12 protein-coding genes are annotated in these 12597 nt (G+C 73.5%); 7 read left to right on the top strand and 5 right to left on the bottom strand.

What is annotated here, in order from left to right; genetic code table 11:
* Nucleotides 1-13: 13 nt before the first annotated feature.
* Entirely contained in the window at nucleotides 14-1009 is a 996-nt protein-coding gene (locus KBY32_RS20755; protein WP_210981140.1) for a hypothetical protein, read from the top strand.
* A 40-nt stretch (nucleotides 1010-1049) separates the two neighbouring features.
* Complete coding sequence (locus KBY32_RS20750; RefSeq protein ID WP_374224975.1) at nucleotides 1050-1670, top strand: HAD family hydrolase; 621 nt, start codon at nucleotides 1050-1052, stop codon at nucleotides 1668-1670.
* Here KBY32_RS20750 and KBY32_RS20745 read toward each other — a convergent pair.
* The gene (locus KBY32_RS20745) at nucleotides 1652-1906 is read right to left on the bottom strand and encodes a hypothetical protein (protein WP_055623671.1); all 255 of its coding nucleotides are present in this window, start codon (nucleotides 1904-1906) and stop codon (nucleotides 1652-1654) included. The genes KBY32_RS20750 and KBY32_RS20745 overlap by 19 nt on opposite strands.
* 166 nt (nucleotides 1907-2072) lie before the next feature.
* On the opposite strand from KBY32_RS20745, the gene KBY32_RS35715 reads away from it, so the two are divergent.
* Nucleotides 2073-2456, top strand: a complete 384-nt coding sequence (locus tag KBY32_RS35715; RefSeq protein WP_055623670.1) for a cold-shock protein — start codon at nucleotides 2073-2075, stop codon at nucleotides 2454-2456.
* A 40-nt stretch (nucleotides 2457-2496) separates the two neighbouring features.
* Here the strand turns inward: KBY32_RS35715 and KBY32_RS20735 are convergent, their stop codons facing one another.
* The 4 genes from KBY32_RS20735 to KBY32_RS20720 form a co-directional block, all read right to left on the bottom strand.
* On the bottom strand, nucleotides 2497-3345 hold the full coding sequence (locus tag KBY32_RS20735) for a 1,4-dihydroxy-6-naphthoate synthase (protein ID WP_055623669.1): 849 nt from the start codon (nucleotides 3343-3345) through the stop codon (nucleotides 2497-2499).
* A complete protein-coding gene (locus KBY32_RS20730) occupies nucleotides 3335-4036 on the bottom strand; it encodes a futalosine hydrolase (protein WP_308293767.1) in 702 nt (233 codons plus the stop codon). Before KBY32_RS20730 ends, KBY32_RS20735 begins: the two co-directional genes overlap by 11 nt.
* On the bottom strand, nucleotides 4006-4482 hold the full coding sequence (locus tag KBY32_RS20725; RefSeq protein ID WP_055623668.1) for a hypothetical protein: 477 nt from the start codon (nucleotides 4480-4482) through the stop codon (nucleotides 4006-4008). Before KBY32_RS20725 ends, KBY32_RS20730 begins: the two co-directional genes overlap by 31 nt.
* A gap of 83 nt (nucleotides 4483-4565) precedes the next feature.
* A complete protein-coding gene (locus KBY32_RS20720) occupies nucleotides 4566-5993 on the bottom strand; it encodes an MFS transporter (RefSeq protein ID WP_210981137.1) in 1428 nt (475 codons plus the stop codon).
* Between the two features lie 291 nt (nucleotides 5994-6284).
* On the opposite strand from KBY32_RS20720, the gene KBY32_RS20715 reads away from it, so the two are divergent.
* The 4 genes from KBY32_RS20715 (at nucleotide 6285) to KBY32_RS20700 (ending at nucleotide 12586) form a co-directional block, all read left to right on the top strand.
* Complete coding sequence (locus KBY32_RS20715; protein ID WP_210981136.1) at nucleotides 6285-7211, top strand: DUF3027 domain-containing protein; 927 nt, start codon at nucleotides 6285-6287, stop codon at nucleotides 7209-7211.
* Between the two features lie 112 nt (nucleotides 7212-7323).
* Entirely contained in the window at nucleotides 7324-10446 is a 3123-nt protein-coding gene (locus KBY32_RS20710; RefSeq protein ID WP_210981135.1) for a sacsin N-terminal ATP-binding-like domain-containing protein, read from the top strand.
* Between the two features lie 172 nt (nucleotides 10447-10618).
* Nucleotides 10619-11482 carry a DUF5707 domain-containing protein gene (locus KBY32_RS20705; protein ID WP_210981134.1) on the top strand — a complete coding sequence of 288 codons (864 nt, stop codon included), beginning with the start codon at nucleotides 10619-10621 and terminating at the stop codon, nucleotides 11480-11482.
* A gap of 195 nt (nucleotides 11483-11677) precedes the next feature.
* Nucleotides 11678-12586, top strand: a complete 909-nt coding sequence (locus KBY32_RS20700) for a hypothetical protein (protein ID WP_210981133.1) — start codon at nucleotides 11678-11680, stop codon at nucleotides 12584-12586.
* Nucleotides 12587-12597: the final 11 nt, after the last annotated feature.

Here is a 12597-nt window from a genome sequence, read left to right as displayed (position 1 = left end):
CGGAGGGGACTTCGTGGGGATCGAGAGCGACCAGGTCGTCTACGAGTATCTGAGCCGCGTCGGCGACGTGGCGCAGCAGCGGCAGTTGCCGTCGGCCACCCGGATGCGTCTGGTGAACGAGCTGCGCGGCGAGATCGACCGGCGCCGCGCCAAGGCACCCGTGGACAGCCCCGCCGCCGTCCGGCGCATCATCGCCCGCCTCGGCAGCCCCGACGACGTCGTCACCGCCGCCGGGGGAGCGCCCCCCGCCGAGGGCACCGCGCCCCCGCAGGGCCCGGTCACCGCCGTGCCCGCCCAGCCGTCCGGCGACGACACCGCGTCCACCCGGCGCCCCAAGGGCCTGCGCCGGATGGTGCCGCGCCCGCGCCCCTCCGAGGCGGCCCGGCCCGCCGCGCCGCCGCCGCCCCATCTGGCGACCGCGGCCGAACTGGGCGGCAGTGCGCTGCGGCCCGACTGGTGGGAGGTGGACAGCACCCCGCTCGGGCCCGGCGAGGACATCCCCGGGTTCGTCGGCGGCGTCGAGATCCCCGAGATGCTCCGCCGCCCCCCGGCGAAGGACGCCCCCGGCACGAAGGACCCCGCACCGGCCGCCGTCGAGCAGGCCGACGACACGGTGGTGGACGAGGCGCCCAAGCGCCGCCGCCTGCTGCGCCGCCCGGCGCTCCCCGAGGGCCGCTGGAACAACCCGCTGCTGCTGGCCGCCGCCGCCCTGCTCGTCGCCGGGGCGTTCCTCGGCAACCTCGTCGTCCTGCTGGTGGGCTGGCTGATCGCCTGGGGCTCCCGGCGCCTGAGCGACACCGAGACCAAGTGGGCGGTCGTGATCCTGCCCGGCCTCTCCCTCACCGCCGGGGTCGTCTGGCTCTGGGGCCGCGCCACCGGCCGCTGGGGCGAGGCCCTGGTCCAGGGCGAGACCAACGCGGCGGTCGTCGAGACCTGGCCCTGGGTGGTGCGCGGCGCGGCCGTGGCGTCGGCCCTGTTCATCGTCTGGCGCTCCCAGCGGCGCACCTGACACCTGCCCGCGGGACGGCCGTACGCGGCGGCTCGGCACAATGGTGCATATGGCACTCACCGTCGGCTTCGACCTCGACATGACCCTCATCGACTCCCGCCCCGGGATCCACGCCTGCTACCGGGCGCTGACCGAGCGGACCGGGACGTACATCGACGCCGACCTCGTGGTGACCCGGCTCGGGCCGCCGCTGGAGGAGGAGCTGGCGAACTGGTTCCCGGCCGACCGGGTCGCGGCCGTCGCCGAGGAGTACCGGGCGATGTACCCGGCGTTCGCCGTCGCCGCCACGTCCGCGCTGCCCGGCGCCCGTGAGGCGATAGCCGCCGTACGGGACGGCGGCGGACGCGCGATCGTCGTCACCGCCAAGCACGAACCGAACGCCAAGCTGCATCTGGAGCACCTCGGCATCGAACCGGACGCGGTCGTCGGCGACCTGTGGGCCGAGCAGAAGGCGGGGGCGCTACGCGAGTACGGCGCGCGCGTCTACGTCGGCGACCACCAGGGGGACATCCGGGCGGCCCGCGCGGCGGACGCGCTGTCGGTGACCGTGGCCACCGGGCCGTTCGACGCCGCGCAGCTCGCCGAGCTGGGCGCGGACGTCGTCCTCGACGACCTCACCGGATTCCCCGACTGGCTGGCCGGCTACCGCGCGGCGGCCTGACGCGCCTGACGCCTTCCGGCCGCGATCGACCGGAACACCCCGGCGCCGGCGACGAGGAATCCGACGCCCATGAGCATGCTCAGACCGAACATGAAGGTCGGAAAAGGCGTCGTACCGAGCAGGAACGGGGCCACCGTGACCAGTGTGGCCACGGCGCCGACGAAGAAGACGATCGCACCGGCCCGGATCAGCCGGTCTCCGGGGGCGGCGGAATTCGCTTGGGTTTTGTCACGCACCGCACCAGGGTAGTTCCCTGCGCGAGGGAACGACCCGGCGACGTCTTGTCACCGGCCCCGGGACCATTAGCCTGGGTACCGGCGGGTCGAGGTCGACCCGCTGCAGTGCTGTCAAGAGCCGTTTTTCAGAAGCAGTTTCCCGACGAGTACGAGGACGAGGACAGACGTGCCCACCGGCAAGGTCAAGTGGTTCAACAGTGAGAAGGGCTTCGGCTTTCTCTCCCGCGACGACGGCGGTGACGTCTTCGTCCATTCCTCGGTCCTCCCCGCCGGCGTCGACACGCTCAAGCCCGGCCAGCGGGTGGAGTTCGGCGTCGTCGCCGGTCAGCGCGGGGATCAGGCGCTGTCCGTCGTGCTGCTCGATCCGACGCCGTCCGTCGCGGCCGCCCAGCGCAAGAAGCCGGACGAACTGGCGTCCATCGTCCAGGACCTGACGACCCTCCTGGAGAACATCACGCCGATGCTGGAGAAGGGCCGTTACCCGGAGAAGAACTCCGGCAAGAAGATCGCCGGTCTCCTGCGGGCCGTCGCCGACCAGCTCGACGTTTAGGGCCGTACGGACCGTACGGCCGTAGGGATTTCCGGGATTTCTAGGGGAAATCCAGTGCGCGTGGGTCGAGGGGCGGAAGGAGTCCCTCGGCCGCCGCGCGGGTCAGCAGTCCGCGCACGGCCGCGTATCCGTCCTCGCCGAGATCGGCCGTGAACTCGTTGACGTACAGACCGATGTGCTGGTCCGCGACCGCCGGGTCCATTTCCTGCGCGTGTTCCATGACATAGGGCCGGGAGGCCTCCGGGTCGTCCCAGGCGGCCCGCACCGAGGCGCGGATCGCGTCCGCCAGCGCGGTCAGCCGGCCGGAGCCCAGCGACCGCTTGGCGATGATCGCGCCCAGCGGGATCGGCAGCCCGGTGGTGTCCTCCCAGTGCTCGCCCATGTCGGCGAGCTTGTGCAGCCCGTAGTTCCGGTACGTGAAGCGCGCCTCGTGGATGACGAGACCCGCGTCGACCTTCCCGTCCCGCACGGCCGGCATGATCTCGTGGAACGGCATCACCACGATCTCCCCGACGCCGCCGGGCACCGTGTCGGCGGCCCACAGCCGGAACAGCAGATACGCCGTCGACCGCTCGCTCGGCACCGCGACCGTGCGCCCGGCGAGATCAGTGCCGGCCTCCCGGGTCAGCACCAGCGGCCCGCAGCCCCGGCCCAGCGCACCGCCGCAGGGCAGCAGCGCGTAGGTGTCCAGGACGTACGGCAGCACGGCGTACGACACCTTCAGCACATCCAGCTCGCCGCGCTCGGCCATGCCGTTGGTGACGTCGATGTCGGCGAACGTCACGTCCAGGGCGGGGGCGCCCTCGACACGGCCGTGGGCGAGGGCGTCGAAGACGAACGTGTCGTTCGGGCAGGGGGAGTACGCGATCTGCAAGGGGTCACCGGTCATGTGGGTTCCAACTCCGGAGGACGGGGGTGATCTTCCCGAAGCCCTCGGCGAGCGCGGCCAGCGCGTCCCCGATCCGCCAGGCGGCGCGGTCGCGCGGGCCGACGGGGTTGGAGACGGCGCGCAGCTCCAGGACGGGCGTGCCGTGGGCGGCGGCGGCCTCGGCGACACCGAAGCCCTCCATGGCCTCGGCGAGGGCGGTGGGGTGGCGTTCGCGCAGCCGGGCGGCGCGGGCGGCGGTGCCGGTGACGGTGGAGACGGTCAGGACGGCGCCGGGGCGGGCGCCCGTCGCGGCCGCCACCTCGCGTACGAGGGCCTCGGGCGGGCGGTGGGTGACGGTGCCGAAGCCCAGGTCGGTGACGGGCAGAAAGCCGTCGGGGGTCTCCGCGCCCAGGTCGGCGGCCGTGATCTCGTCGGCGACGACGAGGGAGCCGACGGGCGCGTGCGGCGCGAAACCGCCGCCGATGCCCGCCGAGACGACCAGGCCGAACCGGCGGCCGGTCAGCGCGGCGGTGGTCAGGGCCGTGGCGGTGGAGGCGGCCGCGAGGGCCGGACCGACCCCGGCGGCGATCACCTCCGCGTCCGGCAGGCCGAGCGCCGGGGCCACCGCGTCCCGCTCTACGGGGACCGCGGTGGCCACGAGGATCCGGACAGCGGACGTGATCAGGCGTCCTTCTTCAGCTTGAAGGACCACACGCCGGTGACGTCCCGCTCGCCCTCCTTGATGGAGACGAGCGTCGAGTTGCCGCTGGCGCCGTACTGGGCGTTGAAGAACACGCTGCCCGGGACGGTCCGGTAGGTCTTGGTGCTGGAGTCGGTGAGCGGCTGGCCGTTCATGAGGATCGTCCAGCCCTCGTCGGCGATCTCCGGGTCGACACCGAAGCGCACGGTCTCGTCCGGGTCCACCGTGATGGTCTTGATGTCCTTGCCCTTGAGGCACTTGGGGAGATCCGCGGTCTTCACGGTCTCACCGCTCTCGCCACCGCAGGTGGCCTCCGAGTGGACGGAGGACGTGCCGACGGTCACCGTGGCGAGCGGCGTCGGCTTGTCGCAGGCCGACAGGACGAGCACTCCGGCGGAAACGGCGCCGGCGGCGGCGAGCGCGCGGCGGCGTCGCACAACGGATTGCAGCGTGGTCATGGGCGAAGGCTATCGGGCGGGTGTCGTGCTCTCTCCATGCGGGGGCGGCGTGCCGTGTCACGGAGGCGGGACGGCGTGGTCCCTCACTCGACCCGGGCCCGGACGTGCCCGCTGTGCCGGGCCGAGCCGATCAGGCCCTTGACGGTGGTCAGCCAGCCGGTGGCGACGATGGCGGCGCCGACCAGCAGCCCGAACGAGCCCCGCAGCGGCAGCACGATGCCGATGGCGCCGCCGAGCACCCACGACATCTGCAGCAGCGTCTCGGAGCGGGCGAACGCCGACGTCCGCACCGACTCCGGCACGTCCCGCTGGATCAGCGCGTCCAGCGACAGCTTCGCCAGCGCCTGCGCGAACCCGGCGACCGCCGCGAGGCAGGCCACCACGACCGCGCCGAACAGGGCCGCCGCCGTGAGCGCCACGGCCATCACCAGGCCCACGACGGTGACGATGATGATCTCCGGCGCCCGGGATCTGAGCCAGGCGCCGACCGCCGTGCCCAGCGCGTTGCCGGTGCCGGCCGCCGCGGCGACTATGCCGAGGGACACGGCGGCGCTCTGCCCGGACATCGGGTGCTCCCGCAGCAGGAACGCCAGGAAGAAGATCAGGAACCCGGACAGACAGCGCAGGGCGGCGTTGGCGCCGAGGGCGTGGGTGACCGCGATGCCGACCGTGCGCAGCCCCGGGCGCTTGAGGGGTTTGCGGTGCGGGCCGTGCAGATGCTGCTCGTCGGCGGCGAGCAGCGCCCGGTCCTCGCCCTTGGCCGAGTCGACCTTCGGGGGCAGCGTGAACGACAGGACCGTACCGGCGATGAAGATCGCGCAGGCGCCGAACAGCGGCCAGCGCGGTCCGACCGCCTGCAGCCCGGCACCGATCGGCGCGGCCACACCGGTGGCCAGCAGCCCGCCCAGGGTCACCCGGGAGTTCGCCTTCACCAGCGAGAAGCCCGGTGGCAGCAGCCGGGGCACGACGGCGCTTCTCACCACGCCGTACGCCTTCGAGGCGACCAGCACCCCGAGCGCGGCCGGATACAGCTGCAGATCGCCGCTGACGACGGCGCTGGACAGGACGAGGGCGAGCAGCGCGCGGGCCAGCATCGCGCCCGCCATGGCGGCCCGGCGGCCGTGCGGGATGCGGTCCAGAAGCGGACCGATCACGGGGGCCAGCAGAGTGAACGGGGCCATCGTGATGCCCAGGTAGAGCGCCACCCGGCCGCGGGCCTCGTCGGTGGGGACGGAGAAGAAGACGGTCGAGGCGAGCGCGACGGTGATCATGACGTCGCCCGCGCCGTTCACTCCGTGCAGCTCGATCAGCTTGCCGAGGCCCGACTCGCCCGCGCCGTGCGCGTGCGTGGCCTTGCGGATGCCGCGCGCCGGGCCGGTGAACGGGAAGTGCAGGGCACGGCCCAGCGTGCGGAAGGGGCCGCGCCTCCGGCCCGTTCCGCCACGTCGGTTGCGGCCGCCCTCGGGCCCACCGGTGCCGGTGGCTCCTTCGGGCTGCCTCGCGGTCGCCACGACGCAATAGTGCCCCGTAATGGGGGTGGCTAGTGCGGTTACGGCGCGTATGGAGGGCACGGGCGGCCGGTCGGCGGGCAGCGCGGAGCGCCGAGAAGCACCGTCGGTGTAGGCCCAGCGCCCGCGAACAGGTAGCGTGCGTATCTCAGCCATCCCGCACAATGGATGACGTAGGTGCGCCCGAGCGCGATTCGGACGCGGACGTCGACGCGGCCCACAGGTCCGCTCCGTCCGCTCCGCCGCCTTGAGGCACCCGCACCCGTAAGACGGCGTAGGAGAGAAGCGATACCTGTGAGCGCAGCGACCACGCGAAGCCGCACCCCCGATCGTCTGTGCGCCGAGGCCGTCGACCTCGCCCGCAGCGCCGCCGAGGAGGCCGCCGCACCCGGTGTCGTCGGAGAGCACGCGGGCGTGGTCTCCGAGGGCGACCGTGTGGTCACGCACTTCTTCGAGTGCAAGGAGCTCGGGTACCGCGGCTGGCGCTGGGCGGTGACGGTGGCCCGCGCCTCCCGCGCCAAGGTCGTCACCCTCGACGAGGTCGTCCTGCTGCCCGGACCGGACGCGCTGCTCGCGCCCGAGTGGGTGCCGTGGAGCGAGCGGCTGCGCCCCGGCGACATGGGCCCGGGCGACCTGCTGCCCACCGACGCCGACGACCTGCGCCTGGAGCCCGGCTACACCGGCGTGGACGAGCCGGGCCCGAACGCGCCCGTCTCCGAGGAGATGGCCGAGCTGGTCGAGGCGGAGGACGCCGAGGTCACCGGCGGCACCCCGGCGAACCTGCCGATGGCCCCCTCCCGCGGCTCCATCGCGGCCATCGCCGACGAACTCGGCCTGCGCCGCGCCCGCGTGCTGTCCCGCTACGGCCTGCACATCGCCGCGGACCGCTGGGAGGAGGCGTTCGGCGCGAAGACGCCCATGGCGCAGGCGGCCCCCGCCACCTGTGTCAGCTGCGCCTTCCTCGTCCCGATCGGCGGCTCCCTCGGCCAGGCCTTCGGAGTCTGCGCGAACGAGTTCTCCCCGGCCGACGGCCATGTGGTCTCCCTGACCTACGGCTGCGGCGGCCACTCGGAGGCGGCCGTCATGCCGAAGCCGCCCCGCCCGGCCCCGCCGGTCGTCGACGAGACCCGCGTCGACCCCTTCCCCCTCCGCCCGTCCCCGGACTCGGGCTCGGTCCCGGCCACGACGGACGAGGACTCGGCGGAACTCGGCCACTCGTAGGGACGCGCCCGCCCTCCCGGTTCGCGGCCGCCGTATGCCCCGGACCGGTGCTGATCTGCACCCGGGTGGGGCAGGCGGTACCTTCGTCGCGACGGCGATGAGGAGTGTCAACGTGAGCAAGTTCGTGCGGCCCGCGGCCGAGGGCGCCGACCCGTTCGGTACGGCGCGTCTGCGGCGTGGAGTGCTGGACGCCTGGGCGACCAGCCCCGCCCGGTTCCGGGAGGACGCCAACGCCGAGGAGGACCTCGTCCTCGGCGGGTACCGGGACCGGCTGGTCGTGGAGCTCGCGCAGAACGCCGCCGACGCCGCGGGCCGGGCAGGGGTGCCCGGGCGGCTGCGCCTCACCCTGCGCGAGGGCGTGCTCGTCGCCGCCAACACCGGGGCACCCCTGGACGCGGCCGGTGTCGAGTCGCTGTCCACGCTGCGGGCCTCCGCGAAACGGGACAGCGAGGCCGTGGGACGGTTCGGCGTCGGCTTCGCCGCCGTCCTCGCCGTCACCGACGAGCCCGCCGTCGTCGGACGGCACGGCGGGGTGCGCTGGTCGCTCGCCGAGGCCCGGGAGCTGGCCCAGGACACCGCCCGGCACAGCCCCGGACTGGGCGACGAGATCCGGCGCCGGGACGGGCATGTGCCGCTGCTGCGGCTGCCGTTCGCCGCCGAGGGCACCGCCCCCGACCCGTACGACACCGTCGTCATCCTGCCGCTGCGCGACACCGCCGCCGCCGATCTGGCCGAGCGGCTGCTGGGCGCCGTCGACGACGCGCTGCTGCTCGCCCTGCCCGGCCTGGAGGAGGTCGTGGTCGAGATCGGCGACACAGCGCCGCGCACCCTGCGCCGCCGCGCCGACGGCCCCTTCACCGTCGTGGAGGACTCCGCGTCCGGCGTCACCCGCTGGCGCACGGCGTCCGCCCACGGCCCGCTCACCCCCGAACTGCTCGCCGACCGCCCCGTCGAGGAACGTCTGCGGCCCCACTGGTCGCTGACCTGGGCCGTCCCCGTGGACCCCGCCGACGGCAGCCCCGCCCGACCCCGCACCGCGCCCGTCGTGCACGCCCCCACGCCCAGCGACGAACCGCTCGGTGTGCCCGCTCTGCTCATCGCGTCGTTCCCGCTCGACACCACCCGCCGGCACGCCGCCCCCGGCCCGCTCACCGACTTCCTCGTGCAACGTGCGGCCGACGCCTACGCCGAACTCCTCGCCGGCTGGCGCCCGGTGGACGAGGGCGTCATCACGCTCGTGCCCGGCCCGCTCGGCAAGGGCGAACTCGACGGCGCTCTGCGCCAGGCCATCCTGGAGCGCCTGCCGAGGACGTCCTTCCTGCCGCCCGCCCTGCGCCCGGCCGAGCCGGACTCCGAGCTGCCCGAGTCGCTGCGCCCACGGGACGCCGAGGTCGTCGAGGGCGCCGGCGCCGACACCGTACGGGTGCTGGCCGAGGTGCTGCCCACGCTGCTGCCCGCCGGTCTGGAGCGGAGGGTGGAGCTGCGCACCCTCGGCGTCGCCCGGGTGCCGCTCACCGACGCCGTCGACCGGCTCGCCGGGCTGGAGAAGGAGCCCGGCTGGTGGCACCGGCTCTACGACAGCCTCGCCGGGGTCGACCCGGACCGGCTGTCCGGGCTGCCCGTGCCGCTGGCCGACGGCCGCACGACCATCGGCCCCCGCCAGGTCCTGCTGCCCACCCCCGGCGGCACCTCCGTCGCCCCCGAGGTCCTGGCCCGCCTCGGCCTCAAGGTCGCCCACCCGGACGCCGCGCACCCCCTGCTGGAGAAGCTCGGCGCCCTCGCGGCCACCCCGCGCGCGGTCCTGACCACGCCCCAGGTGCGGGCCGCCGTCGCCGCCTCCCTCGACGACGACGGCGCGATGGACTGGGAGCAGGACGTCCCCGACGCCGAGGAGCTGGCCGACACCGTGCTCGCCCTCGTCCGGGACGCCGGCCTCGAGCCCGGCGACGAGCCGTGGCTGGGCGCGCTCGCGCTGCCCGACGAGGACGGGGAACTCACCGCCGCCGGGGAACTCGTGCTGCCCCGCAGCGCCTTCGCCGAGGTCATGCGGGAGGGCGAACTGCCCTTCGTGGACGCCGAGATGGCAGAGCGATGGGGGGAGCAGCCCCTCGCCGCCTGCGGTGTGCTCGCCGGGTTCGCGCTGATCCGCGCCACCGACGTCGTCCTCGACCCGGACGAACTGGAGCCCCGGGACGGCGACTTCGCCGAGCCCGACGACGCCGGTCTGCTGGACGCCGTGGACGTGTGGTGCGAGGACGTCCTCGACCGGTTCCCGGACACCCCGGTGCCGCCCGTCGCCACCGAGCTCGTCGCCGTACGCGATCTGGAGCTGGTCGACGACGACAAGTGGCCGCAGGCGCTCGCGATGCTCGCGCGGCCGCCGCTGCGGGACGCCCTCACCCAGCCGGTGCGCATCCTCCTCCCCGACGGCACCCACGAGGTCGTACGGCCGTACACCGCCTGGTGGCTGCGCGGGCACCCGGTGCTGGACGGCCGCCGTCCCGCGGGCCTGCTGGCCGCCGGCGGCGACCCGCTGCTGCGCGGCCTGTACGAGGAGGCCGACGCGACCGGCTTCGACGACGAGCAGGTGCTCCGCGCCCTCGGCGTACGCACCTCGGTCGCCGCGCTGCTGGACGAGCCGGGCGGCGCCGCCGAACTGCTTGACCGCCTCGCCGACCCCGACCGGACGGTCACCGCGGCCCAACTGCACGCGCTGTACGGGGCGCTGGCCGAGCTGGACCCGGATCAGGTGACCCTGCCGGACGACCTGCGGGCCGTCGTGGACGGGCGGGTCGAGGTCGTCGACGCGGCCGACGCCGTGGTCGTCGACTCACCGGACCTGCTGCCGTTCACCGCGGGCGTGCCGCTGCTGCCGGTGCGGCCGGCCCGGGCGGCCGACCTGGCCGAGCTGTTCCAGGTGCGGCGGCTGAGCGAGTCCGTCACCGGAGCCGTGGACTCCGAGGGCACCGAGCACGAGGTGCCGGAGGCCGTCCGCGCGCTGCTCGGCCCGCGCACCCCGGCGTCGTACGTCGAGCACGAGGAACTCGTCGTGGACGGCGTGGAGATCGACTGGCGGCTGACCGACGACGGCGTCCTGCACGCGGCCACCCTGGAGGGCGTCGCCGCCGGACTCGCCTGGGCGGCCGGGCAGTGGCCGCGCCGCTTCGAGGTGGCGGCCCTGCTGGAGGACCCGTCGCGGACGGCGGAGCTGGCGCGTGACCGGTGGTTCGACTGAGGTGAATCGCGGCCGGCGTGGTCGCACATATTTCCCGCACATCTCGTACAACCTTTCGTGTCCCTCGTCGATCTGATGATCCGAGTCAATTGACTCCACGATCACTTGGGCCCGGCCGGTGACGAGCCGTACGGAACGATCACGCCGGGCCCCTTCTCCTCCTGGGGAACGCATGCGAATTCGAGCCACTGTGGCCGCCGTCTCCGGCGCCCTGGCCCTCTCCGCCCTGGCCGTTCCGGCCGCCCAGGCCGGCAATGACAGCGACGTGGCCGCGAAGAAGCCGACCGCCGCCGAGCGCTTCGGCAGCTCCGAGAACCGGTCGGCGTTCAGCGCGTCCGCGGCCGCCGAGGCCGAGCCCGTCGTGTCCAAGGTGACGATCAACTCCGGCGCCGGTCTGGCCGTCGGCACCACGTACGCCAAGACCTTCACCGTGTCGGTGACCGCCAGCCACGCCACCGGCATCCAGGACGCGTACGTCGACCTGTGGCACGGCTCCGACCTCGACAACATCGACGGCCTGCTGGTGATGAACGAGGAGGCCGCCACCTGCACCGCCTCCAGCGCCACCACGTCGACCTGCAAGCTCACCGTCACGGCCACGCCGGGCAGCGACCTGTACAAGAACGCCCTGGCCGGCACCTGGCACGTGACCGCCGGCGCGCTCGCGGGCGACGGCAGCATCTACTGGAACGACTTCCACACGACCCACCGGGTCCAGCGCTACTCGAAGCTCACGGTCAACGCCTCCCCCGAGCCGGTGACGAAGGGCAAGACCATCACCGCCACCGGCAAGCTCTCCCGGGCGAACTGGGAGGACTTCAAGTACCACGGCTACACCAACCAGTCGGTGCAGCTGCAGTTCCGCAAGAAGAGCAGCAACACCTACACCACCGTGAAGACCGTCAAGTCGAACTCGACGGGTGAGCTGAAGACCACGGTCACGGCCTCCGTCGACGGCTACTACCGCTGGTCCTTCGCGGGCACCAGCACGACCCCGGCGGTCAAGGCCACGGGTGACTTCGTCGACGTGCGCTGAACCCCGTAGAACCGGACCGCCGTGCGCCAACCCCCGGAAGCCGTCCGGGGGTTGGTGACGAAGGTCACTGAATTGGCCCGCCGGTGAGACAACCGGCACCGGCGGGCGCGTATCTGATCACATGGGTCAACAGGCCCCCGATCACCCGGGCCCCGTCGTGACCGAGCGGGGCCCCTTTCCGTACCAGGGGAACGCATGCGCATCAGAGCCACCGTGGCCGCCGTCTCCGGCGCCCTGGCCCTCTCCGCCCTCGCCGTCCCGGCCGCGCAGGCCGACGGCTCCTCCGTGGACCGCGCGGACGTGGCGAAGGTCCGCCGGGCCGCCGTCGCCGCCACCGGCAGGGCCGCCGCCGCCGAGGGCCGGCCGTACGCCCTGAACGTCTCCTTCTCCAACTTCACGATCGCCAAGGCGGTCAAGGTCGGCACCACCAACCACGTCTCCACGACCGTGAGTTACACGCTGACCCACGGCGCGGACGTCGACATCAAGGCCCGCGACTTCCTGACCGACCCGATCCTCTACAAGGGCTCCTTCGCCGCCCCGGAGAACCGGCTCTACGGCAACAAGCCCGCCACCTGCACGGCCACCTCCACGACGACGGCCACCTGCAAGGGCACCATCGACGTCTACCCGGCCGCGAGCGAGCTGATCAACTCCGACGCCGGCAGCTGGAAGGCGTCCGCCGAGGCCACCGCCTTCAACGGCGAGGACCCGGACGACGAGGTCTTCGACATCACCAAGGTCGGCTACAAGAGCCAGGGCGGCCTCGGCACCACGCTGCTCCAGCGCTACTCCAAGCAGACGGTGAACGCCTCGCCGGAGCCGGTGAAGAAGGGCAAGACCATCACCGTCACCGGCAAGCTCTCCCGGGCCAACTGGGAGGACAACAAGTACCACGGCTACACCGCCCAGCCGGTGAAGCTGCAGTTCCGCAAGAAGGACAGCAGCACCTACACCACCGTGAAGACCGTCACCACCAACGGGACGGGCGAGCTGAAGGCCACCGTCACCGCCACCGTCGACGGCTACTTCCGCTACACCTTCGCGGGCACCAGCACGACCCCGGCCGCCACCGCCGCGGGCGACTACGTCGACGTCCGCTAGTACGCGGGCAG

The sequence above is a fragment of the Streptomyces sp. RK62 genome (assembly GCF_018070255.1).
GTDB lineage: Bacteria > Actinomycetota > Actinomycetes > Streptomycetales > Streptomycetaceae > Streptomyces > Streptomyces nigra.
The sequence above is the reverse complement of the archived record's forward strand: the minus strand, read 5'-3'. Positions and strand labels throughout refer to the sequence as shown.

Excerpts from the sequence above, each read along its gene's own strand:
- KBY32_RS20735 (WP_055623669.1), bottom strand. The coding sequence starts at position 3,345 with ATGACCGGTGACCCCTTGCAGATCGCGTACTCCCCCTGCCCGAACGAC.
- KBY32_RS20725 (WP_055623668.1), bottom strand. The coding sequence starts at position 4,482 with ATGACCACGCTGCAATCCGTTGTGCGACGCCGCCGCGCGCTCGCCGCC.
- KBY32_RS20750 (WP_374224975.1), top strand. The coding sequence starts at position 1,050 with ATGGTGCATATGGCACTCACCGTCGGCTTCGACCTCGACATGACCCTC.
- KBY32_RS20700 (WP_210981133.1), top strand. The coding sequence starts at position 11,678 with ATGCGCATCAGAGCCACCGTGGCCGCCGTCTCCGGCGCCCTGGCCCTC.
- KBY32_RS20705 (WP_210981134.1), top strand. The coding sequence starts at position 10,619 with ATGCGAATTCGAGCCACTGTGGCCGCCGTCTCCGGCGCCCTGGCCCTC.